General features: G+C 72.3%; 19 protein-coding genes and 1 pseudogene. 6 read left to right on the top strand and 14 right to left on the bottom strand.

Features of this window, described 5'->3' with window-relative positions; translation table 11 throughout:
• Positions 1-92: 92 nt before the first annotated feature.
• A complete protein-coding gene (locus tag AB6L24_RS13140) occupies positions 93-1409 on the bottom strand; it encodes an alginate lyase family protein (protein ID WP_405655232.1) in 1317 nt (438 codons plus the stop codon).
• A 204-nt stretch (positions 1410-1613) separates the two neighbouring features.
• Here AB6L24_RS13140 and AB6L24_RS13135 point away from each other — a divergent pair, with 204 nt between their 5' ends.
• From AB6L24_RS13135 to AB6L24_RS13125, 3 genes are all read left to right on the top strand, one after another.
• On the top strand, positions 1614-3029 hold the full coding sequence (locus AB6L24_RS13135) for a uracil-xanthine permease family protein (RefSeq protein WP_380860853.1): 1416 nt from the start codon (positions 1614-1616) through the stop codon (positions 3027-3029).
• 51 nt (positions 3030-3080) lie between these two features.
• The gene (locus tag AB6L24_RS13130; protein ID WP_405655230.1) at positions 3081-3818 is read left to right on the top strand and encodes a DUF5995 family protein; all 738 of its coding nucleotides are present in this window, start codon (positions 3081-3083) and stop codon (positions 3816-3818) included.
• A gap of 126 nt (positions 3819-3944) precedes the next feature.
• Entirely contained in the window at positions 3945-4850 is a 906-nt protein-coding gene (locus tag AB6L24_RS13125) for an LLM class F420-dependent oxidoreductase (protein ID WP_405657146.1), read from the top strand.
• 7 nt (positions 4851-4857) lie between these two features.
• Here AB6L24_RS13125 and AB6L24_RS13120 read toward each other — a convergent pair whose 3' ends face one another.
• Positions 4858-6552 (bottom strand): flavin monoamine oxidase family protein, encoded by a 1695-nt coding sequence (locus tag AB6L24_RS13120; protein WP_405655228.1) that lies wholly within the window; start codon positions 6550-6552, stop codon positions 4858-4860.
• A 78-nt stretch (positions 6553-6630) separates the two neighbouring features.
• Positions 6631-7425: a carbon-nitrogen hydrolase family protein gene (locus tag AB6L24_RS13115; RefSeq protein WP_380860859.1), complete on the bottom strand. Its 795-nt coding sequence runs from the start codon at positions 7423-7425 to the stop codon at positions 6631-6633.
• 337 nt (positions 7426-7762) lie between these two features.
• On the opposite strand from AB6L24_RS13115, the gene AB6L24_RS13110 reads away from it, so the two are divergent.
• Positions 7763-8377 (top strand): Repetin, encoded by a 615-nt coding sequence (locus tag AB6L24_RS13110; protein WP_405655226.1) that lies wholly within the window; start codon positions 7763-7765, stop codon positions 8375-8377.
• Positions 8378-8522: 145 nt separating this feature from the next.
• Here the strand turns inward: AB6L24_RS13110 and AB6L24_RS13105 are convergent, their stop codons facing one another.
• From AB6L24_RS13105 to rpe, 7 genes are all read right to left on the bottom strand, one after another.
• Positions 8523-8978, bottom strand: a complete 456-nt coding sequence (locus tag AB6L24_RS13105; protein ID WP_030360443.1) for an Lrp/AsnC family transcriptional regulator — start codon at positions 8976-8978, stop codon at positions 8523-8525.
• 39 nt (positions 8979-9017) lie between these two features.
• Positions 9018-10511 carry an amino acid permease gene (locus tag AB6L24_RS13100; protein ID WP_405655224.1) on the bottom strand — a complete coding sequence of 498 codons (1494 nt, stop codon included), beginning with the start codon at positions 10509-10511 and terminating at the stop codon, positions 9018-9020.
• Positions 10512-10856: 345 nt separating this feature from the next.
• Complete coding sequence (locus AB6L24_RS13095; protein WP_405655222.1) at positions 10857-12299, bottom strand: GuaB1 family IMP dehydrogenase-related protein; 1443 nt, start codon at positions 12297-12299, stop codon at positions 10857-10859.
• 203 nt (positions 12300-12502) lie between these two features.
• Entirely contained in the window at positions 12503-12925 is a 423-nt protein-coding gene (locus AB6L24_RS13090; protein ID WP_405655220.1) for a barstar family protein, read from the bottom strand.
• A gap of 120 nt (positions 12926-13045) precedes the next feature.
• Complete coding sequence (locus AB6L24_RS13085; protein ID WP_405655218.1) at positions 13046-13498, bottom strand: ribonuclease domain-containing protein; 453 nt, start codon at positions 13496-13498, stop codon at positions 13046-13048.
• A 176-nt stretch (positions 13499-13674) separates the two neighbouring features.
• Entirely contained in the window at positions 13675-14727 is a 1053-nt protein-coding gene (locus AB6L24_RS13080; protein ID WP_030360453.1) for a sugar-binding transcriptional regulator, read from the bottom strand.
• Positions 14728-14860: 133 nt separating this feature from the next.
• The gene (gene rpe, locus AB6L24_RS13075; RefSeq protein WP_405655217.1) at positions 14861-15547 is read right to left on the bottom strand and encodes a ribulose-phosphate 3-epimerase; all 687 of its coding nucleotides are present in this window, start codon (positions 15545-15547) and stop codon (positions 14861-14863) included.
• Between the two features lie 163 nt (positions 15548-15710).
• On the opposite strand from rpe, the gene AB6L24_RS13070 reads away from it, so the two are divergent.
• On the top strand, positions 15711-17852 hold the full coding sequence (locus tag AB6L24_RS13070) for an MMPL family transporter (protein WP_405655215.1): 2142 nt from the start codon (positions 15711-15713) through the stop codon (positions 17850-17852).
• Between the two features lie 40 nt (positions 17853-17892).
• Here the strand turns inward: AB6L24_RS13070 and AB6L24_RS13065 are convergent.
• The 3 genes and pseudogenes from AB6L24_RS13065 to AB6L24_RS13055 form a co-directional block, all read right to left on the bottom strand.
• Positions 17893-19067 (bottom strand): annotated as a pseudogene (locus AB6L24_RS13065) (RNA polymerase sigma factor).
• A gap of 8 nt (positions 19068-19075) precedes the next feature.
• Complete coding sequence (locus AB6L24_RS13060) at positions 19076-19483, bottom strand: YciI family protein (protein WP_030360457.1); 408 nt, start codon at positions 19481-19483, stop codon at positions 19076-19078.
• Positions 19484-19602: 119 nt separating this feature from the next.
• Positions 19603-20097, bottom strand: coding sequence for a hypothetical protein (locus tag AB6L24_RS13055; RefSeq protein ID WP_405655214.1), 495 nt, complete (start codon positions 20095-20097; stop codon positions 19603-19605).
• 152 nt (positions 20098-20249) lie between these two features.
• Between AB6L24_RS13055 and AB6L24_RS13050 the strand changes: the two genes are divergently transcribed.
• Positions 20250-20855: a TetR/AcrR family transcriptional regulator gene (locus AB6L24_RS13050; protein ID WP_405655211.1), complete on the top strand. Its 606-nt coding sequence runs from the start codon at positions 20250-20252 to the stop codon at positions 20853-20855.
• A gap of 18 nt (positions 20856-20873) precedes the next feature.
• On the opposite strand, the gene AB6L24_RS13045 is transcribed toward AB6L24_RS13050, so the two are convergent.
• Positions 20874-22376, bottom strand: coding sequence for an RsmB/NOP family class I SAM-dependent RNA methyltransferase (locus tag AB6L24_RS13045; protein ID WP_405655208.1), 1503 nt, complete (start codon positions 22374-22376; stop codon positions 20874-20876).
• Positions 22377-22442 lie beyond the last annotated feature (66 nt).

Below are 22442 nucleotides of genomic sequence, written 5' to 3'. Positions count from 1 at the left end.
CCACCGCCTCCGCGGGCCCCCGGGCACTCCACCGACCACCCCCGGGCGGGAGCCGCCGCTTCCGCCCGGAAGCACGCTCCGGCCCGCGCACCTCACCCCGCGATCGAGTCCAACTGCTCGGCCGCAGGGCGCAGCTCCCACAGGTCCCCGCCGGGCGGCCGCTCCAGCTTCGGCACCGCGGCCTTCGCGGCGGCCGACCCCGCGTCGGCGGCGGCGCGCACGACGTCGCTGGCCGCGTACCGCAGGAACTGAAGCTCCGGATGCGGCCACTTCGCCGCGCCGGTCGCGGCGGGCAGCAGATAGTCGACCGCCTTGAACAGGCTCTGCCCGTCCGGGCCCCGGTACTTCCAGAGGTCCACGCCCACGTGCCTGCCGATGTCGGCGAGGCGGGTGTAGGCCACCAGGTCGAACGTCGAGTAGTGCCAGCTGCGGGTGCGGGTCAGCTCCTGCGGCTGGCTGCCGTCGGCGGCGATCTGCGGGTCGATGCGCTGGGCGCGGGCGTTCAGGACGGTCCTGCGGGCGAGCGCCTTGTCTCCGTTCGCGTACGCGAGGGCGGCGAGCTGCATGTCGTAGAAGGTGCCGTGGTTGTTCTTCGCGGCGGCCTCGTCCTTGCCGAACTGGCTCTCCACCAGCCATTTCTGGAAGCTCTTGGTCCAGGACGACATCTTCGCGCGGTCGGACGTCGTCCAGCCCGGCGCGCCCGTGCCGAGGATCGCGAGGGCGTCGACGACGGAGGTGTACGACTGCGAGAAGTCGATGATGCCGATGGCGCGGCCGTCGTACTTGCAGGGGATGAACTGCCCGTGGTTCAGGTTCGGGTTCATCCGCGTCGCCGGGTCGAGGAACCAGGTGCGCAGGACCTTCGCGGCGTGCTCGGCGTACTTCCTGTCGCCCGTGTAGTACCAGGCGAGGGACAGCTCGTAGGTCGAGTCGAAGACGTTCTCGACGTCGCGGCGGTCGGTGCCGGTGTCGACCTCCGGGTTGCGCTCGCCGTCGCGCTGCTCGTACGGGCAGCCCCAGGGGTTGTCGGGGGTCTTGGGCCCGGTCGGCCACCAGTAGGGGGCCTGGCTCAGGTAGTCGTGCGGGTCGCCGCTCGGTGCGGGCCTCGGCTTGTCGACGACCGTCCAGGGGCCCTTGCCGAGCCACTTGTCCGCGCGTGCCGTCAAGTGGCCGAGGGCCTCGCGCAGTCGGGGGTCGCCCCGGTCGAGCCGCCGCTTGGCGTCGGCCAGACGCCTGCCGTCGAGGACGGCGGTGTCGGGGGCCTTCACCTTCGCGGCCTGCGCGTCCTGCGCGGCCGCGGCCACCGGCGGCGGACCCTGGGCCGGAGTCGCCGGTACGGCCGTCACCAGGACGGCGGCGACGGCGGCCGCCGCGGTGAACAGGGCGCCTATGCGGGTACGGGCACTCATCACGCTCCCATCAGATATGTGAACTCCGTTCAGTGACTTGGCCATGTCAACGTACCGGAAGCGCGTCGGAAAGGAGCCACCCTTACGTCGCACTAACATGTCGACGCTGATCGTCGACATGACGACACGGCTCGTCCCCGCGACGGCACAGCTCGCCCCTGCGACGACACCGCTCGTCCCCGCGCACAGAAAGCGAACTTCACCATGGATCTCGGCGTGCGCTGGAGACTGCACGGCGACGGGCGCACCCCCGCGCCCGGAGCCGTCGTCCGCCCCGATGAACGGCTCTCCTGGCCCCGCACCTTCGGACTCGGCGCCCAGCACGTGGTCGCGATGTTCGGGGCGTCGTTCGTCGCGCCGGTCCTGATGGGCCTCGACCCGAACCTCGCGATCATGATGTCGGGCGTCGCGACGGTCATCTTCCTGCTCGCCACGCGCGGCCGGGTGCCCAGCTACCTCGGCTGCTCGCTGTCCTTCGTGGGCGTGGCCGCGGTGATCCGGGCGCAGGGCGGCTCCAGCGCGACGGTCACGGGCGCGGTGCTCGTCGTCGGCGCGGCGCTGTTCGTCGTGGGGCTCGCGGTGCAGCGGTTCGGCGCGCGGATCATCCACGCCGCGATGCCGCCGATCGTCACGGGCGCGGTGGTGATGCTGATCGGCTTCAACCTGGCGCCGGTCACGGCCGCGACCTACTGGCCGCAGGACCAGTGGACCGCGCTGTGCGTGATGCTGTTCACCGGGCTCGCCGTGGTGTGCCTGCGCGGATTCTGGTCCCGGGTGGCGATCTTCCTCGGCCTGATCTTCGGGTACGCGCTGTCCTGGGTGCTCGACTCGGTCTTCGGCAAGATCCACTCGCAGGACGGCTCCGGCCAGGTCACCGACCACTGGCGCCTGGACCTGTCGGCGGTCGGGAACGCGGACTGGATCGGCCTGCCGTCCTTCCACGGGCCGAGCTTCGAGTGGTCGGCGATCCTGGTGGCGCTGCCCGTCGTGATCGCCCTGGTCGCGGAGAACGCCGGACACGTCAAGGCCGTCGGCGAGATGACCGGCGACTCCCTGGACGACAAGCTCGGCACCGCGATCTCCGCGGACGGCGCCGCGTCCGTGCTCTCCACCGCGGTCGGCGGCCCGCCCAACACGACGTACTCCGAGAACATCGGCGTGATGGCCGCGACCCGCGTCTACTCCACCGCCGCGTACTGGGCGGCCGCCGCCTTCGCCCTGCTCTTCGGCCTGTGCCCGAAGTTCGGCGCGGTCGTGGCCGCGATCCCCGGCGGCGTCCTCGGCGGCATCACCGTCATCCTGTACGGCATGATCGGGCTGCTCGGCGCGCAGATCTGGATCAACGCCGACGTGGACCTGCGCAATCCGCTGAACCTGGTCCCGGCCGCCGCGGGCATCATCATCGGCGTCGGCAACGTCTCGCTGAAGTTCACCGACAACTTCTCGCTCAGCGGCATCGCGCTCGGCACGATCGTCGTCATCACCGGCTACCACGTGCTGCGGGCGTTCGCCCCCGCCCACCTCAAGTCCCAGGAACCGCTGCTGGATTCGGGCACGTCCACGTACGACGACGGCGACGACACGCACAAGGACTCGGACGGGTTCCCTCGTTCTGGGTAAGCCCGAGCCCGGCGCGCCCGGCTGCCGCACCACGGCTGGGACGCTGCCCCCATGGCCCAGTCCGAGCGGATCGCCGAGCGCGCCCACCCCGCGCGCGAGGACAGCGGAACCGGCCGCCTCACCGAGGGCGGCGTCGACGGCGTCCTCGCGCGGATGCGCGCCCTCGACGCCACGTGGCCGCGCCGCGACGGCGTCGCCGTCTTCAACCGCGTGTACCTGGCGGTCACCCAGGAGGTCGCCCGGAGCGTCGCGGCGGGCGCCTTCCCCGACGTCAGGGCGGCGGTCACGCTCGACGTCCGGTTCGCGGAGCGCTATCTGCGGGCCGTGGACACCGCCGCGGCCGACGGGTACCCGCCCGCGTGCTGGCGCCCCCTGTTCCAGCTGCGCCGCCACCCCGGCGTGCGCGGCCTGCAGTTCGCGCTCGCCGGCATCAACGCCCACATCGGCCACGACCTGGCCCTCGCCGTCGTGGACACCTGCCACGGCCTCGGCTGCGCGCCGACCGACCTGGAGGACGAGTTCGACCGCGTGGGCGACATCCTCGTCTCGCTGGAGGAACGCATCCGCGAGGACCTGATGCCGGGCCCCGACCTCTTCCAGGTCGCCGACCCCCTCACCCACCTGCTCGGCTCCTGGTCCCTGGACCGCGCCCGCGACGGCGCCTGGTCGGCGGCGCGGGCTCTCTGGGCGCTGCGCGACTTCCCTGGCGTGGCGGAGGAGATGCGGGCGCGTCTGGACGACACGGTCGGGCTCGTGGGCCGGATGCTGCTCACGCCTCTGCCGGACTGATCCCGCGCCGACCCATCGGACAGGCCCTAGCGTGGTCGGGTCCCGCCCCGGACCCGCTGCGGGACCCGTCCCGGACCCACAGGAGCTGTCGTGCCCTCTTGCCGACTCGGCCTCGGCCTGCCGCAGATGAAGCACTTCGCCATCGGACGCGATGTCCCGCAGGTGGCGCGGGCCGCCGAGGAGACCGGGTTCGACAGCCTCTGGGTCTTCGAGCGCGTCCTGTTCCCCGATCCCCCGACCCAGGGCCTGTGGGGCATCCCGGGCAGGCCCTGGCCGGACACCTACCGCTCGGTCGCCGACCCCCTGGTCACGCTCACGCTCGCCGCCGCCGTCACCGAGCGGGTGCGCCTCGGCACCAGCGTCCTGGTGGCGCCGCTGCACGTGCCCTTCCAACTGGCCTGCTCCCTGGCCTCGTTGGACGCGGCGAGCGGCGGCCGGGTGGTCGCGGGCCTCGGCACGGGCTGGTCCCTCGACGAGTACGCGGCGGCGTCGGTGGCGCCGTACGAGCGGCGCGGAAAGGTCCTCGACGAGACGCTCGACGTGTGCCGGGCGGTGTGGGGCCCGGACCCGGTCGCGTACGAGGGGCCCGAGGGGGCGCTGACGACGATCCCCCCGTCCGAGGTGGGCCCGAAGCCGGCCCGCCCGATCCCGGTGCTGCTGCCCGCCAACTCCCCGCGCGCCGCCCGCAGGCTCGTGGACCGCGCCGACGGCTGGATGCCCGGCGCGGCGGGCCCCGCGCGCCTCGCCGAGGAGTGGCGGCGGCTGACGGACCTGGCCGCCGAGCGCGGCCGCACGGCCCCGATCCAGAGCGTCCTGCGCGCGAACGCCCGCTTCACGCCGAAGCCGTACGACGGCCCCGACCGGGCCCCCTTCCGGGGCGACGCCGAGCAGATCGCCGAGGACCTGCTGGCGCACGCCGCAGTCGGGGTGGAGGAGATCCTCGTCGACCTCCAGGCGAGCGCCCGGGACGCCGGGGAGCTCGTCGACGTGGCCGCCGCGGTGCACGCGGCGGCCAGGGAGGCCGGGCTCTGAGAAGCCCTCAGTCCTCCGGCAGTTCCACCGGCGCGATCTCGTCGTACAGGTCGCCGGGGCCGGGGTTCGTCGCGTCCGTCGCGCCGCCCAGGTGGTGCATGACGCCCCACACGGCGTTCAGCGCGGTCGTCACGGCGCCCTCGGCCCAGCCGGCCGTCCAGGAGATGTCGTCGCCCGCGAGGAAGATGCCGCGCTTGTCCGTGGGCAGGTCGTCCTGCATGAAGTGCGTGAACAGGCGCCGCTGGTAGCGGTAGTGGCCCGGCAGGTTCGCCTTGAACGCGCCCATGAAGTAGGGCTCGTTCTCCCAGGACACGGTCACCGGGTTGCCGATGATGTGCTTGCGGATGTCGACCTTCGGATAGATCTCGCCGAGCGACTTGAGCATGACCTCCATGCGCTCGTTCGCCGACAGCGGCAGCCACTTCAGGCTGTCGTCGCACCAGGTGTAGGAGAGGCAGATGGTGGCGGGCTTGTCCGGGCCGTCGTCGAGCAGGTAGGTGCCACGCGTCATGCGGTCGGTGAGCGTCATCGACATGACGTCCCGGCCGGTCTCCTCGTCCTTGTCCAGCCAGAACGGCCGGTCCACGGGCACGAAGAGCTTGCTGGACTCCATGTAGTGGGTCCGCTCCATCGCCGTCCAGTGGTCGATGGGGAACAGCGAGTCATCGCACTCGATCTTGGAGAGCAGCATCCAGGACTGGGCGGTGAAGATCGCCGTCTGGTAGGTGCGGATGTCGCCCGAGGCGTCCGTGACGGTGACGCGGTTCCCGGCGGTGCGGTGCAGCCGCGTCACGGCGGGCTTCGGCGCGCCGCCCTCGTGCAGCGAGCTGAGCGACGTGCCGAGCGCCCAGTGCACGATCTTCTGCGGCTCGCGGTCCCACAGGCGCAGCGGGAGCTGCTGGCTGCCGCCGACGATGCCGCGGTGGTGGTCGTCGGCCTCGGTGTAGACGACGCGCAGGATCTCCAGGATGGAGTTCGGGAAGTCGGTGTCCCAGCCGCCGGTGCCGAAGCCGACCTGGCCGAAGATCTCGCGGTGCCGGAAGGACTTGAAGGCCTCGGACTCGCACAGGAAGCCGTAGAAGGTCTGGTTGTCAAGCTTCTCGACGAGCTTCGCCCAGATCTCCCGGATCTTCGGCACGTCGCGCTCGCGCAGGGCGCGGTTCATGTCGGAGAAGTCGGCGCCCTCCTCCAGACAGGCGTTCCAGGCGTTCATCACGTCGCGGTAGACCTGCGGCAGGTCGTCGACGGACGTCGCGTAGTGGGACTCGCCCTTGAGGTCGACGACCGTCGAGGGGGTCGACTCCGCGAGCGGGTTGGGGAAGGGCTGGGTCTTGAGGCCCACCAGGTCGATGTAGTGCTGCAGCGCCGTCGAGGACGGCGGGAAGCGCATCGCGCCCATCTCGGCGGTCAGGGACGGGTCGCAGCCCTCGAAGCCGACGGTGCGCAGGCGGCCGCCGATCTGGTCGGCCTCGTAGACGACGGGCTTGAGGCCCATCTTCATCAGCTCGTACGCGGCCACGATGCCCGAGAGCCCGCCGCCGATGACGGCGACCTCGGTGCCGTGCTCGGTCGCGGGTATCTGTCCGAGGCCCGCGGGGTGCGCGAGGAAGTCGTCGTACGCGTAGGGGAAGTCCGGCCCGAACATGGTGATGGGCGGCTGCGCGTCGGTGTGCTGGACGGCGGTGGGCACCGTGGACGTCATGGGGTACGGACTCCTTGCACAGTACGGAACGTTGGTGCGGGCGGGCTTCGCCCTCGGCGGCCTTGCGGCCCGGTGCGGTCAGGCCTGGACGAGGGGTCCGTACAGGCCGGGGCGGCGGTCGCTCAGATAGGGGTTGGCCTCGCGGGACGCGGCGAGGAAGGCGGGGTCGGCGTCGGCGAGCACCAGGTCCTCGCCGCGTCCGGCGCGGGTGCGGGCGATCCCGTCGGGGCCGGCGAGCGTGGACAGGCCGACGAACTCGAACTCTCCCTCGGGGCCGACGCGGTTGACGTACGCGACGTACATCTGGTTCTCGAAGGCGCGCACCGGCACGACGGACTCGGCGACGAACTGGAACGGGTGCATCTGCGCGGTCGGGACGAGCAGCAGGTCGGTGCCCGCGAGGGCGTGGGCCCGCACGTTCTCCGGGAACTCCACGTCGTAGCAGATCATCAGGCCGATCCGGAGGCCGTCGAGGTCGGCCTGGACGACGGCCTGCTCGCCGGGGGTGAAGTGGTCGCGCTCGAAGCAGCCGAAGAGGTGGGTCTTGCGGTAGTTCGCGAGGCGGGCGCCGTCCGCACCGATGAGCTGGACGGAGTTGAAGACGTCGGCGTCCGCGCGCTCCGGGTAGCCGTAGGCGACGGCGAGGCCGTGGCGTACGGCGATGTCGGCCACCGCGTCCGCCGCGTCGCCGTCGGCGGGCTCGGCGAGGCGGGGCACGTCGTCGCCGATGGCGTACCCGGTCAGGAACATCTCCGGCGTCACGAGCAGCCGCGCCCCGGCCGCCGCGGCCCGCTCCGCCGCCTCGTCAAGGACCTTGAGGTTGGCGGCTACGGAACCGGGACGTCCCGAGCTCTGGAGCAGGGCGGTGCGCAGCGGCGACATGGCTGTCCTCGGGGCGTGCGTAGGGAGACGGACGGGCGTCAGGGGTTCGCAAAGACGGTACGTTCCGCGGCCGTGGCCGGGCAAGGCGCGACCGTTGCACCCCTCTGGGCGATTTGTTGCGCGTGGGGAGGGGGTGGCGGCGATTCGTTGCGTGGCGCCCGGGGCGGCGCGTACGCCTGCGGGCGCATCCGCCGCGCCGGCCCCTCCCCCGCGCGGCGGAAACACAGTGCAGACCTGGGCCGGACGCCCCGACGGGCCCTTCCGCGGGATCGTTTTCTCACCCGGGAACGCCGGGTGACCAGCCTGAACGAAAGACGGAGGGCTTCCCGTGAGCCGTAACGCCTTCACCCGCAACCGTGCCGTCGCCGTGGGCGCCGCGCTCCTGATCACCGCGGGCGCGGCCGGAGTGGCCGTGGCGTCCGGGGAGGACGTCACGCACCCCGGCAAGAAGGTCGGCGGGCACGCGGCCACCGAACGGGCCGAGCCCCGTGAGGCGGCCGCGCTGACCGGCAAGGCCAAGCTGTTCCGCAAGACCACGGAGGACATCACCTTCACGTTCGACGCGCATCTGGCCAAGAAGAACGTCAAGCGTCCCGACAAGGCGACCGGCACGTTCAAGTTCGTGCACCTGGAGAAGCCGGGCGGCAAGGGCGGCTGGGCGACGGGCCGCATCGACTGCCTGCTGACCGGCGGGAAGGTGGCGTCGGCGACCGGCATCATCACCAAGACCAACATCAAGGAGATGAACGGCAGCCGCGTCGGCTTCAGCGTCCACGACCAGGGCAAGAACGACCGGCTCGGCTACAACTGGGCCGCGACGGGCGGCCCCGACGGCACGAAGAAGCTGACGAAGTGCAACAGCGCGGCCCCGTTCGAGAAGGTCAAGAAGGGCACGGGCGACTTCCACGTGGTGCCGTGGAAGGTCCCGTACCCCACGTCCTAGTCACGGCGCGGGCCGCCCTCACGGGGGTGGGGCGGCCCGCGCCCCCGAAGGGGCGCGGGGAACCGCGCGACCAGCCGCAAAGCACCCGCAGCCGCAAAGGACGGGCCGTGCAACGGCGAGATCGAAGCAATGCCGCAGCCGCGGGCTAGGCGGGCGACCCGGAAGAAAACCTTCGCATCAGCGGCGAAAGCACCAGCACGGACTTCGTCCGCTCAACGAACGGCTCCCCGGCGATCCGCTCGAGGACCCGCTCGAAATGCCGCATGTCCGCGGCGAAAACCTGGACGATCGCGTCCGCCTCACCGGTGACGGTGGAGGCGGACGCGATCTCCGGGTACCGCTCAAGACCTCGCTGGATCGCCTCGGGCGAGGTGTTCCGGCGACAGTAGATCTCGATGAACCCCTCGGTCTCCCAGCCGAGCGCGGCCGGGTCGACGCGGACCGTGAATCCGGTGATGGCTCCGGTGGCCCGCAGCCGGTCCACGCGCCGTTTGACGGCGGGCGCGGACAGGCCGACCAGCTGGCCGATGTCGGCGTAGGAGCGGCGGGCGTCCTCGGCGAGGGCGTGCACGATGCGTTCGTCGAGATCGTTCAGTCGCACAGGGGGTCGTTCACTTTTCTGCGTGTCACTTCACGCGTGTCACTTCACTGCGGAGACCTCCGCGGCGGGCGGTTCGGTCTCCAGGCGGGAGCGGCGCATCCCGTACAGGAAGTAGAACACGAGCCCGACGACCATCCAGACACCGAAGACCTTCCAGGTCGCCGCGTCGAGGTTGTACATGTTGTAGGCGCAGAAGCCGAAGCCGAGGACCGGGAAGAGCCAGCCGAGCGGCACCCGGAAGGTGCGCGGCATGTCGGGACGGGTCCGGCGCAGGATGATCACGGCGACGTTGACCAGGCCGAAGGCGAACAGCGTGCCGATGCTGGTGGCGTCGACGAGCTTGCCGAGCGGGATCACGGAGGCGAGCGCGCCGCAGAACAGGGACACCAGGACGGTGTTCACGCGGGGCGTGCCGGTCTTGCCGCTGACCTTCGCGAACGTCTTGGGCACGAGGCCGTCGCGGGACATCGCGAACAGCACGCGGGTCTGGCCGTAGAGGACGGTCAGGACGACGCTGGCGATGGAGATGACGGCACCGGCGGCGAGCAGCGTGCCCCAGACGTTCTGACCGGTGACGTCGTTCATGATCGCGGTCAGCGACGCCTCGGAGCCCTCGAAGTCCTTCCAGTTCCAGGCGCCGACGGCGACGGCGGCGACCAGGACGTAGAGCGCGGTGACGATGATCAGCGAGAGCATGATCGCGCGGGGCAGGTCGCGCTGCGGGTTCTTGGCCTCCTCACCGGCGGTGGAGGCGGCGTCGAAGCCGATGTAGGAGAAGAACAGGCTCGCTCCGGCCGCGCTGACCCCGGCGACGCCGAGCGGCATGAAGTCGGAGTAGTTGCCGGACTTGAAGCCGGTGAAGCCGACGGCGCAGAAGAGCACGAGGGCGGCGATCTTCACGATGACCATGATCGTGTTGGCGCGCGCGGACTCCTTGGCGCCGCCGAGCAGGAACACCATGGCGAGCAGCACGACGATCAGGCCGGGCAGGTTGATGATCGCGCCGTCGACCTCACCGGGGGCCGCGGACAGCGCGTCCGGGATGGTGACGCCGATGGTGCCGTCGAGCAGCTCGTTCAGGTACTCGCCCCAGCCGACGGCGACGGCCGCGACCGACACGCCGTACTCCAGGACCAGGCACCAGCCGCACACCCAGGCGACGAGTTCGCCCATGGTTGCGTACGCGTACGAGTACGAGGATCCGGCGACCGGGATGGTGCCGGCCAGCTCGGCATAGGAGAGGGCCGAGAAGAGGGCGGTGAGGCCGGCGATCACGAAGGAGATCGTGACGGCGGGGCCCGCCTTCGGGACGCTCTCGCCGAGCACCACGAAGATGCCGGTGCCGAGGGTGGCGCCGATGCTGATCATGGTCAGCTGCCACATGCCGAGGGTCCGGCGGAGCGTGCCGCCCTCGCCCTGGCCGCCCTCGGCGACCAGGCGGTCCACCGGCTTGCGCCGTGTTATTCGGCTGCCGAAACCGCCGTCGCCCTGGGGGCGTGGGCGGGTCTTCGGGGGTGCGCCCTGGTCGAGCACGCGCTGGCTCCTTCATCGCTGCCGGTAGAGGTGGCAGGAAGCCGCGGCAGCCCACAAGGAAGAACGGGAGCCACCGAGCAGGCAGTCCCCGCCACGCCACGTACAGCGCCCGACTCTACGAGGCGCTGGTTCCCAACCGTAATGCAGCAACGTTGCGCATCGGCACAAGATCGTTGCGTGCGACGCGATGATGCGTGCGTTCGTTGCGCCGTCCGTTTCGTCCGTTGCGTCATGCCCGTTTTGCCCCTGCTTGGCCGGAGGGCCGCGGAGGCGCCTCCGGAGGCCGGAAAACGCGGACGGCCCCCGCGATGAACTCGCGGGGGCCGTCCGGGCGTTGGGGTCGGACTAACTCCAACTGGCGTGCAGCGGCTTGCCCTCGGCGTACCCGGCGGCGCTCTGGATGCCGACGGTCGCCTTCTCGGCGAACTCCGCGAGGGACGCGGCGCCCGCGTAGGTGCAGGAGGAGCGGACGCCCGCGATGACCGAGTCGATCAGGTCCTCGACGCCCGGCCGTGCCGGGTCGAGGAACATGCGGGAGGTGGAGATGCCCTCCTCGAACAGCGCCTTGCGGGCGCGGTCGTAGGCCGACTCCTCGCTGGTGCGGTTGCGCACGGCGCGGGCCGACGCCATGCCGAAGGACTCCTTGTACGCACGTCCCTGCGCGTCGTGCTGGAGGTCGCCCGGGGACTCGTAGGTGCCCGCGAACCAGGAGCCGATCATGACGTTCGACGCGCCGGCGGCCAGCGCCATGGCGACGTCGCGCGGGTGCCGGACACCGCCGTCGGCCCACACGTGCTTGCCGAACTTCGCGGCCTCGGCGGCGCATTCGAGCACCGCGGAGAACTGCGGGCGGCCCACGCCGGTCATCATCCGCGTGGTGCACATGGCGCCGGGGCCGACGCCGACCTTGATGATGTCGGCGCCCGCCTCGATCAGGTCGCGCACGCCCTCGGCGGCGACGATGTTGCCCGCGACGATCGGCACCCGCGGGTCGAGCGCGCGCACGGCCTTGACCGCGGCGATCATCGACTCCTGGTGGCCGTGCGCGGTGTCCACGACGAGCGTGTCGACGCCCGCGTCGAGGAGCTGCTTGGCCTTGCCCGCCACGTCGCCGTTGATGCCGACGGCGGCGGCGACGCGGAGCTTGCCGTTCGCGTCCACGGCCGGGGTGTACAGCGTCGCGCGCAGGGCGCCGGTGCGGGTGAGGATGCCCGCGAGGCGGCCGTCCTTGTCCACGGCCGGGGCGTAGCGCCGGTTGGCGCCGTCCAGCTTGTTGAAGGCGTCGCGCGGGTCGATGTCCGCGTCCAGCAGGAGCAGGTCCTTGGACATGACCTCGGACAGCTGCGTGAAGCGGTCGACGCCGCTGAGGTCGGCGTCGGTGACCACGCCGACCGGCTTGTGGTCCGCGTCCACCACGACGCCCGCGTCGTGCGCCCGCTTGGGCAGCAGCGCGAGGGCGTCGGCGACGGTCTGCGTGGGGGCGAGGACGATCGGGGTGTCGAGCACGTGGTGACGCGTCTTCACCCAGGAGATGACCTCGGTGACGACGTCGATCGGGATGTCCTGCGGAATGACGACGAGGCCGCCGCGGCGGGCGACGGTCTCGGCCATGCGGCGGCCCGCGATCGCGGTCATGTTGGCGACGACCAGCGGGATCGTGGTGCCCGTGCCGTCCGGCGACGAGAGGTCGACGCCCTGGCGCGAGCCCACGGCGGAACGCCTCGGCACCATGAAGACGTCGTCGTACGTCAGGTCGTACGCGGGCTGGATGTCATTGAGGAAACGCACGTGCTGCTCATCCCAGTCGATCAGAGGTGGCCCCCGAACAGGACAGCCGGGGGAAAAGCACGTACTTCATTGTCCCATGCCGCGGGGATTGCGCTGCCTGGGACGATCACCCAGGCGCCCCCGAACGCCCTGGTCGGATCGTCCAAGCCGGACGGGTTCCGCTCGGGCCGGGTGCGCCCCGCCCAGGCCGGGCACGCTCCCCTTCAGCCCGACAGCGGCCCGACGACGAGCACGACCTCAAGGCCCCGCTCCCGCCCCTGCCAGTACGTGACCGCGTCGGCGAACACCTCCTGCGCGACCGCCCAGTCGCCCGGCGCCGCCTCGGCGTACTCCCGCCACCCGGAGACGACGAGCAGCCGCCCCGGCGCGTCGGTCGTCCAGGACAGGTCGGTGAGGCAGTCCGCGAGCGCATCCCAGTTGCGGCCGAACCAGTCCGGCAGCTCCAGTGCCCCCGCGCACCGGTCCATGAAGGCGTCCTTGTCGAGCACGCCGGTCAGATCGAGCGCGAGCGTGGCCCAGCCGCTGCCGCGCACGGCGTCGAGCACGGGCCCGAGCGCCTCGCCCCCGCCGTCCGCGTGGACCCGCTCCCCGTCCTCGTGGAGCCGCTCCCCGTCCGCGTCCGCCATCACGCCTTCGCCTCCCGCGTCACGCCCGCCGTACCCACCACGTCCACCACTCCCGCCGCCGTCGTCACCGTGGACCTCCGCCTTCCCTCGCCGCGCCGCCCCATCCCCGTACCGCCGCCGTCATCTCAGCACCGCCCTGAAGGAGGCGTAGTGGTCGTCCGTGTAGTACGTCTCGTGCTCGCGGCCGGTCACGATGCGGCGGGCGCCGCGGTTGCGGGCGCCGGGGGTGGGGACGGTGTACTCGCGGTAGTAGCCGCGTGCGTGCCGGGGCAGCTCGCCCTCGAAGTTGCCGAAGACGGTGCCGTCCTTCTCGTAGGGGAAGGGGCCGCCGCTGTCGATGAGGCGCAGCGTCCGCCGGGCCTCGGCGGGGAGCCGGGCGGCCTCGACGGTCTCCATGCCGCGTGCCCACGCGGGGGTCCGCGCGGCGCTCGGGCTGCTGCGCCGGTCGGCGGCGCTCTGCCGGTCGGGGGTGTCGTTCCCCTCCGTGCCGCAGCCCGCGAGCAGCACCGCGAGGCAGATCAGGAGCGCGCCGAGAAGCGCTCTCCGCAGCTGGCCGGAGGCCCGGAAGATCATGGGGCCGATGCTGCCACAGCTTCCGCGCACCGGCGCGCGCCGACGTCCACGCGCCGGTCGGTCACCACCCCCGCGTCGGCCCCCGGCTGTCGCACCGGTCCCCGACCGTTCCCCGTCCCCCCGGCCCCCCGGCCGCCTTGCCCCGCGCGCCCCACGTGCGCCGCGCGGGCCCCGTGCTACTCCCCGTCCGGATCCGCCCGGTCGAGGGCCGGCCGCGGGGCCGAACCGGCGACCAGGAGCTGGTCCGCCGCCGCCGTGTCCGTGACGAGGCTCGTGACGAGCCCGGAGCGGAGCACCGCGTCGATCGCGGCGGCCTTGCGCTGGCCCCCGGCGATCGCGACGACCTCGGGGATGCGGCGCAGCCGGTCCGCCTCGACGGTGATGCAGCGCTCACCCAGGTCGCGGCCGACCCTGCGGCCCTCGGCGTCGAAGAGGTGCGCCGACATCTCCGCGGCGACGCCGAGCGAGGCGTAGTGCGCGCGCTCCTCGTCGGTGAGCATGTCGTGGACCGTGGAGATGCCGGGCTCCCAGGAGCCGATGGACACCGCCGCGACGGTGACCTTGTCGAAGTACTCGAAGGCCCGCGCGATCCCGGTCTGGTGGCGCAGCGCGGCGGCGGTCGCCGCGTCCGGAAGCAGCATCGGGGCGTAGATCGGGTGGGCGTCGCCCCCCGAGACCTGTGCGGCCCTGCGGACCGCCTCCACCGAGCCGCGCTCGGCGGTCCCGGCGTCGTACACACCCGTCAGCTGCACGACCGTGCAGGGCGGCAGCGCGTCGAGCGCCGCCGCCATGTTGATGGTCGAGCGGCCCCAGGCGAGGCCGAGCACATCGCCCTCGTTGACCAGCTCGCCCAGGAGTCCGGCCGCGACCTCGCCGAGGTTCTCCGGGTCCGGGGAGTCGTCGATGTCCTCGGTCGCCGCCGGGGACTCGACGACGACGGCGTGCCGCAGGCCGTAGCGGGCGCGGAGCGCGTCGGAGCGCTCGGCGTCCAGCTCCGCGGGCACGCGGATCTCGATCCGTACAAGATCACGTTCGAGAGCGGTCTCCAGGACCCGGGCCACCTTGAAGCGGCTGACGCCGAACTCCTCGGCGATCTGGATCTTGGACTTGCCCTCGAGATAGAAACGGCGGGCCATGGCCGCCGCCTGCACCAGCTCCGCGGGTCCCATCCGCATGGCTGACCGACCCGCCGACATGGCCGACACGGCGCTCTCCTCACTGCTGTTCACCACATACGTACACCTGGATTCGCTGTTCATCCTTGCAGATCCGGCGTACTTGATCAGCCCTGATGGGCCGCGTTCACGTTCCCGTGGCCAAGCCGTTGGCCAAGCGGCGCCCCCGTCGTGCCCGGTCCGCGCCTCAGTGGGCGCACGCCCACCCCGCGGTCCCGGTGGCCTCCTCCGCCTGGGTGCGCAGTGCACGTACCGCTGCTTCGGGGTCGTCCGCCCCGTACACGGCCGACCCGGCGACGAAGACGTCGGCGCCGGCCTCGGCGCAGCGCTCGATGGTGGCGGCCGACACACCGCCGTCGACCTGGAGCCACAGGTCGAGTCCGTGCTTGCCGATCAGCTCACGGGTGCGGCGGATCTTGGGCAGCATGATGTCGAGGAAGGCCTGGCCGCCGAAGCCCGGCTCGACGGTCATGATCAGGAGCATGTCCAGCTCCGGCAGCAGGTCCTCGTACGGCTCGATGGGCGTCGCGGGCTTCAGCGCCATGGACGCGCGGGCGCCCTTCGCGCGGATCTCACGGGCGAGCCGCACCGGCGCCGCGGCCGCCTCGGCGTGGAAGGTGACCGATCCCGCGCCCGCTTCGACGTACTGCGGGGCCCAGCGATCGGGGTCCGTCATCATCAGATGGCAGTCCAGGGGCGTGTCCGTCGCCCGCGCCAAAGACTCTACGACCGGCACCCCGAGGGTCAGGTTCGGTACGAAGTGGTTGTCCATGACGTCGACATGGAGCCAATCTGCGCCGTGGACGGCACGCGCCTCCTCGGCGAGGCGGGCGAAGTCGGCGGAGAGGATGCTGGGGTTGATCTGCACGGCCATGCCCCAAGACTGCCATGCCGGACGGCGGTTGCCCGCGCCGGTCCCGCCAAGGTCACCGAGGGGCGCGTGCCGGGAGTGAAAGCGACCTCCCCGGCCCGCGCACCGCGTGCCATGCTGTCCGTCCACCGCCAGCGCGTGGGACAGCAGGGGGACAACCATGCCCATGTCTCGGTCTGGGACGCGGTCCGACAACGAGCGCCGGGAACGCCGGGGAGTGGCCTGGCTGGTCTGCGGGCCACGCGCCAAGTGGCTGGTCCTGGTGTTCTGGCTGATCGTCCTGGTGCTGGCCGCGCCGCTGGCCTCGAAACTCGCCGACAAGCAGGACAACACGGCGTCGTCCTGGGTGCCGCGGTCCGCGGAGTCCACCCGGGTCCTGGACACCTCCGAGGGCTTCCGGCCCGAGACCATGCCGATGGTGATCCTCTTCGCCCGCGAGGACGGCCCGCTGACCGAGCGGGACCGGACGCGGATCGCGGACGGCGTGGCCGAGGTCAAGCAGTTGCGCTCGCACTTCATCCGCGGCGACGAGACCCGTGGCCCCGCCTTCGACAAGCCGGGTGCCAAGGCGCAGGCGGCGCAGGTGTACGTACCGCTGACGATGGCCAACGACCTCTGGAACGACCTGCCGGAGGCCGTCGACGACGTCAAGGACAAGGTGGGCGACGGCGAGGACGGCCTGGAGGTCTACGTCACCGGGCCCGCCGGCGTCTCCGCCGACCTGTCCGAGGCCTTCGCGGAGATCGACTCGACGCTGCTGCTCACGGCGGGCGCGGTCGTCGTGGTGGCCCTGCTGATCACCTACCGCAGCCCGATCCTGCTGTTCGTCCCGCTGCTCTCGGCGTTCGTGTCGCTGTACGCGGCGCAGGCGCTGATCTATCTGCTCGCCGAGCACGCGGACCTGACCGTCAACGGCCAGAGCGCGGGCATCCTGACCGTCCTCGTCTTCGGCGCGGGCACGGACTACGCCCTGCTGCTCGTCGCCAGATACAGAGAGGAACTGCGCCGCCACGCGGACCGGCACGAGGCGATGGCGCTCGCCCTGCACCGGGCGGGCCCTGCCGTGCTCGCGTCCGGCGCGACCGTCGTCCTGAGCATGCTGGTGCTGCTCGCCGCCGAGATGAACTCCACCCGCGGGCTGGGGCCCGTCGCGGCGATCGGTGTCGCGGTCGCGGTGCTCGCCATGCTGTCGCTGTTCCCCGCGGTGCTCGTGATCTGCGGCCGCTGGCTGTTCTGGCCGCTGGTCCCGCACGAGGGCAGCGCCGACCCGGCCGAGCAGGGCGTGTGGGCGCGGATGGGGCGCCGAATCGCCGACCGTCCCCGCAAGACCTGGATCGTCACCTCGCTGGCCCTCGCGGCGCTCGCCCTCGGCCTGCTCCAGCTCCGCGCGGCCGGGGTCAGCAACGAGGACTCCTTCATCGACAAGCCGGACTCGGTCACCGGCCAGGAGGTGAAGGCCGACTACTTCCCCGCGGGCTCCGGCGATCCCATGGTCGTCATCTCGGACAAGGCGCAGGCCGACGAGGTCAGCCGCGCCGTCCAGGGCACCCGCGGGGTGCAGCAGGGCAGCGTCTCGGTGCCCCCGGGCACGAAGGCCGAGCACGACGGCAAGGTCCTCGTCGAGGCGACCCTCACCGATCCGGCCGACGGGAAGGCGGCCAAGGACACCGTGGAGCGGGTCAGGGACGCGGTGCACGCCGTGCCGGACGCGGACGCGCACGTGGGCGGCGGCACGGCGACGCTGCTCGACATGGACAAGGCGACCATCCGCGACGACAAGCTGGTCATCCCGCTCGTCCTGCTGGTGGTGCTGCTCATCCTCGGCGCCCTGCTGCGTGCCGTCGTCGCCCCGCTGCTCCTGATCGCGACGGTGATCCTGTCGTTCTCGGCGGCCCTCGGCATCAGCGCGCTCGTCTTCCGCCACGTCTTCGACTTCCCCGGCGAGTCCACGGACTTCCCGCTGTTCGTGTTCGTCTTCCTCGTGGCGCTCGGCATCGACTACAACATCTTCCTGTCGACCCGCATCCGCGAGGAGGCGGCCCGCCAGGGCACCCGTCCCGGCGTGCTGACCGGCCTCTCCGCGACCGGGGCTGTCATCACCTCGGCGGGTCTGGTCCTCGCGGGCACCTTCGCCGCCCTCGCCACGATCCCGATGGTGGCGTTCGTCGAGATCGGCTTCGCGGTCGCGCTGGGCGTCCTCCTGGACACCTTCATCGTCCGCTCGGTCCTGGTCACGTCCCTGTTCCTGGACGTGGGCCCGAAGGTGTGGTGGCCGCACGCGCTGGCGCGCGAGGACGCCCGGCGCTGAGAGGCCCCACGCCGGGGTGCGGCCACACGGTCCGGCGGCGTCACCCGCGGGCGGTGTTGAGCCGGGCGGCCTGCCGCGTCAGGTGGTCCCGCTCGGCGAGGTTGGACGCCTGGTGGGCCGCCTCGGCGTACAGCCGTGCCGCCGTCGTCAGGTCGCCGTCGCGCTCGTGGAGGTACGCGGCCACCGCGGCGTGGCGCGGGACGGTCTCGTCGACCTCCTTCAGCGCGGTGAGCCCGGCGCGCGGCCCGTCGGCCTCGCCGACGGCCACCGCGCGGTTGAGCCGGACGACGGGGCTGTCGGTCAGGCGGGCGAGTTCGTCGTACCACTCGACGATCTGCACCCAGTCGGTCTCCGCCGCGGTGGGCGCGTCGGCGTGGAGGGCGGCGACGGCGGCCTGGGCCTGGAACTCGCCGAGGCGGTCGCGGGCGAGGGCCGCCTGGAGGATCCCGATGCCCTCGGCGACGGCCGTGGTGTCCCACCGGGAGCGGTCCTGCTCGGCGAGCGGCACCAGGCCCCCGTCGGGGGTGGTCCGGGAGGCGCGCCGGGCGTGGTGGAGCAGCATGAGGGCGAGCAGCCCCGCGACCTCGGGGTGGTCGATGGCGGCGGCGAGCTGTCGGGTGAGCCGGATGGCCTCGGCGGCGAGGTCGATGTCGCCGGAGTAGCCCTCGTTGAAGACCAGGTAGAGGACGCGCAGCACGGTGGCGACATCGCCGCTCCGGTCGAGGCACACGCCGGAGACCGTGCGCTTGGCGCGGCTGATGCTCCCCCACTGCCTTGAAGACGTGGGGGGACCCCCAGCGCCATGGTCGCCTCGGGCACCAGGTAGGCCCGGGCGATCTGGCGGGTGGTGAGGCCGCCGACGGCGCGCAGGGTGAGCGCGACGGCGGAGGACGGCGTCAGCGACGGATGGGCGCACAGGAAGTAGAGCTGGAGCGTGTCGTCCACCGCGGTCGCGGGTCCGGGCGGGGGCTCCTCGTCGAGGCGGTCCTCACGGCGGCGGCGGGCGGTGTCGGACCGGGTCGCGTCCAGGAACTTGCGCCAGGCCACGGTGACCAGCCAGCCCTTCGGGTCCCGGGGCTCGTCGTCCTGCCAGGCGCGGACCGCCTCGACCAGGGCGTCCTGCACGGCGTCCTCGGCCGCCGCGAAATCTGCTCCGCGGCGGACGAGGATGCCGATGACGCTCGGCGTGAGGCTTCTGAGCAGGGCCTCGTCCATGGGCAGGGTCACTCCGTGACGGTGGGCGACTCGCCCAGGAACGGCCGCAGCTCCAGCCACTCGTGGATCGGCCGCCCGCCCGCGCCGGGGGCCGCCGACAGCTCTCCGGCGAGGGCGAGGGCGCGCTCGTAGCTGTCGACGTCGATCACCATCCAGCCGGCGATGAGGTCCTTGGTCTCGGCGAACGGGCCGTCGGTGACGGGCGGGCGGCCCTCGCCGTCGTACCGGACGAACGTGCCGCCGGGGGCGAGCGCCTGGCTGTCGACGTACTCGCCGGTCTCCTCCAGGCGGGCGGCGAAGTCGTTCATGTACTGGATGTGGGCGGTGATCTCCTCCTGCGTCCACTTCTCCATCGGCACGTGGTTCACGGACTCCGGGGCGCCGCGGTAGTGCTTGAGCAACAGGTACTTCGCCATGGTGTTCTCCTCGGTGCTGTGCGACCCGTTCTGGTCGCGTTCACCCCGGGGACGGAGCCGGTCACGGATTCTCGACAGCACCGGCGAAGTTTTTTCGCCCACGTCGGCGAACCGGTCGGCTACAGGCCGTCGAGCTCGGCGTTCGCCCTGGTCGTGACGTGGGCGAGGGCCCGGGCCGCGATCTCGCGGTCGGCCTCCGGCAGGTCCCCGTAGAGCCGCTCGGCCGTCTCGGCCACCGCGTCCGCGAAGGCGCGCTCGGCGCTCTCGCCCCGGTCGGTGAGGGACGGCCGGGCACCCTCGACCAGCCCGGCGTCGGCGAGTTCGTCGAGAAGGACAAGCCCCGCCGACTCGCCGATCTTGAGCTTCGCGGTCAGGTGGCCGACGGCACCGTCACGGTCGAGCCCGTCGGCGACGGCCTTGAGCGCCACGGACTGGTGGAAGGTCAGCCCCGAACCGGCGAGGAGCCGATCCCGCACGGCGGCGATCGCGTGGTACGCGATGCCGATGACCTGGCCGTTGAGGAGGGGCGCGGACGGGGTGGAGCCGGCGGGGGCCGGGGCGGGAGGGGCGGGAAGGGTGGCACGGGCGGCGGGAGCGGCGGAGACGGCAGTCATGGCGTGGATCTCCTTATGGGCGAGGCCCGTTGAGGTTCCGACCACCAACCGGAGACTTCTCCGCTTGGCGTGACGCAACTCTAAGCGGAGCCTTCTCCGGTTTTCAAGAGACAACCGGAGAAGTCTCCGCTGCGACCGCTACGCTGCTCCGCATGACCACCCCCGCAGGACGCGCCCCCACCGAGCGCGCCGACGCCGCCCGCAACCGCCTCCGCATCCTCGACGCCGCCCGGCGCCTGCTCGCGGCGGACGGCTTCGCCGAGCTGTCCCTGGACGCGGTGGCCAAGGAGGCGGGGGTCGGGGTGGGCACGGTCTACCGGCGCTTCCACAACCGCGCGGGGCTCGTCTACGCGCTGATCGAGGACAACGAGACCCGCTTCCAGGAGGCGTTCGCGCGCCACTGCGAGGACGGGGCCCCGTCGGCGCACGAACGACTGCGCGCCTTCCTGCACGGCATGGCCGAACTCGTCGACGACAACCGGGAGTTGCTGCTCCTCGCCGAGGCGAGCGCACCGGCGGGGCGCTATCGCAGCACACCGTTCCGGCGGCACCACGAGCAGATCGTCGCCATGGTCGCCGAACTCGCCCCCGGCGTGGACGCCGCGTACCTGGCGGACCTGCTCCTGATGGCGTACACACCGGGCCTGTTCGACTTCCAGCGCACCGAACGCGGCTGGGACGTGGACCGCGTCAAGGGCGGCCTGGACGCGCTGGTCGCGGGCATCGGGGCGGCGGCGCGAACCGACCGGCCGGCCTGACCCGCGACGCGCCGCCGCTCACCCCGTGCGCCGGATGACCGCCAGATACATCGCGTCCGTCCCGTGCAGATGCGGCCACAGCTGGACGTCGGGCCCGTCCCCGAGCGCCGGCACGCCGGGCATCAGGTCCCGCGCGTCCACCAGTTCCGCGTCCCCCCACTGCTTGAGCACGTCGTCGACGACAGCGCGGGTCTCGGCGAGGTGCGGCGAGCACGTGGCGTACCCGACGACACCGCCGACCCGCACCGACTCCAACGCCGTGCGCAACAGAGCGCGTTGCAACGGAGCAAAGCCTTCGAGGTCCTCGGGGCGGCGCCGCCAGCGCGCCTCGGGCCGCCGCCGCAGCGCGCCAAGTCCCGTGCAGGGAACGTCCATCAGGACCCGGTCGAAGCTCCCGGGCCGCCACGGCGGCCGGGTGCCGTCGGCGGCGACGACCTGGTAGGGGCCGGGGTTCCCGGCGAGGGCCTGGCCCACGAGGCGGGCCCGGTGCGGCTGCTTCTCGGCGGCGAGGAGCACGGCCCCGCGCTCGGCGGCGAGGCCCGCGAGCATGGCGGCCTTGCCGCCCGGGCCCGCGCAGCCGTCGAGCCACTTCGTGTCCGACCCCTCGACGGGGGCGTTCGCGAGTGCGAGCGCGACCAGCTGGCTTCCCTCGTCCTGGACCCCGGCGCGCCCCTCGCGCACCAGCTCCAGCGAGCCGGGCTCGCCACCCTCGCTGAGCCGCACGGCGTACGGCGACCAGCGGCCAGGAAGCGCCGAGTCCGGGTCGAGCGAGTCGAGGAGTTCGGCGGCCGTGGACCGTCCCGGCCGGGCCACGAGGGTCACCTCGGGCCGCTCGTTGTCGGCCTCCAGGAGGTCCTCGATCCCGGCCCGGCCGCCCCCGAGGGAGTCCCAGAGCGAGGAGACGACCCACCGCGGATGCGAGTGCACGACCGCGAGATGGTCCTCGGGGTCCTCGTCGTAGGGCGGCGCGACCTTCTCCAGCCAGCCGTCGAGGTCGTCCCGCGCCACCTTCCGCAGCACCGCGTTCACGAACTTGGCCCGCCCGTCGCCGAGCACCACCCGCGCCAGCTCCACGGACGCGGACACGGCGGCGTGCGAGGGGATGCGGGTGCCGAGCAGCTGGTGGACGCCCAGGTTCAGGACGTCGAGGACGGGCGGGTCGACCTCGCGCAGCGGCCGGTCGATGCAGGCCGCGACGATCGCGTCGTACGTCCCCTGACGGCGCAGCGTCCCGTACACCAGCTCCGTGGCGAGCGCCGCGTCCCGCGCGTCGAACTTCTCCGGCCCCTCCTGCTCACGGGCCTTGCGCAGCAGCGGCGGCAGCACGAGGTTCGCGTACGCGTCCCGCTCGTCGACGGCCCGCAGCGCCTCGAAGGCGAGGAAGCGGACCGGGTCCTTCTGCGGGCGGCGGTACGGCTTGTGGGGCTTGCCGGAGTTCCCGGGCCGACCCTGGGAGGCGGGCTTGCCCTGACCTGAGGACTTGCCCTGGGTGCGGGGACGCCGGTTCGGCTGGTCGTTCAAAGGTGCTCCGCTGCTGGTGATGGGGCGAACCATGTCAGCGTACGTCGCCCGCGCCCGACCCCCCAC

Origin of the sequence: Streptomyces sp. RK9, from assembly GCF_045070545.1 — a bacterium.
Taxonomy (GTDB): domain Bacteria; phylum Actinomycetota; class Actinomycetes; order Streptomycetales; family Streptomycetaceae; genus Streptomyces; species Streptomyces alboflavus.
The sequence above is the reverse complement of the archived record's forward strand: the minus strand, read 5'-3'. Positions and strand labels throughout refer to the sequence as shown.

Coding starts and splice junctions, on each gene's coding strand:
- AB6L24_RS13085 (WP_405655218.1), bottom strand. CDS start 13,498: ATGATCTTCCGGGCCTCCGGCCAGCTGCGGAGAGCGCTTCTCGGCGCG.
- AB6L24_RS13070 (WP_405655215.1), top strand. CDS start 15,711: ATGTCTCGGTCTGGGACGCGGTCCGACAACGAGCGCCGGGAACGCCGG.
- AB6L24_RS13140 (WP_405655232.1), bottom strand. CDS start 1,409: ATGAGTGCCCGTACCCGCATAGGCGCCCTGTTCACCGCGGCGGCCGCC.
- AB6L24_RS13125 (WP_405657146.1), top strand. CDS start 3,945: ATGAAGCACTTCGCCATCGGACGCGATGTCCCGCAGGTGGCGCGGGCC.
- AB6L24_RS13120 (WP_405655228.1), bottom strand. CDS start 6,552: ATGACGTCCACGGTGCCCACCGCCGTCCAGCACACCGACGCGCAGCCG.
- AB6L24_RS13050 (WP_405655211.1), top strand. CDS start 20,250: ATGACCACCCCCGCAGGACGCGCCCCCACCGAGCGCGCCGACGCCGCC.
- AB6L24_RS13130 (WP_405655230.1), top strand. CDS start 3,081: ATGGCCCAGTCCGAGCGGATCGCCGAGCGCGCCCACCCCGCGCGCGAG.
- rpe (WP_405655217.1), bottom strand. CDS start 15,547: ATGGCCGTGCAGATCAACCCCAGCATCCTCTCCGCCGACTTCGCCCGC.
- AB6L24_RS13060 (WP_030360457.1), bottom strand. CDS start 19,483: ATGGCGAAGTACCTGTTGCTCAAGCACTACCGCGGCGCCCCGGAGTCC.
- AB6L24_RS13055 (WP_405655214.1), bottom strand. CDS start 20,097: ATGACTGCCGTCTCCGCCGCTCCCGCCGCCCGTGCCACCCTTCCCGCC.
- AB6L24_RS13090 (WP_405655220.1), bottom strand. CDS start 12,925: ATGGCGGACGCGGACGGGGAGCGGCTCCACGAGGACGGGGAGCGGGTC.
- AB6L24_RS13135 (WP_380860853.1), top strand. CDS start 1,614: ATGGATCTCGGCGTGCGCTGGAGACTGCACGGCGACGGGCGCACCCCC.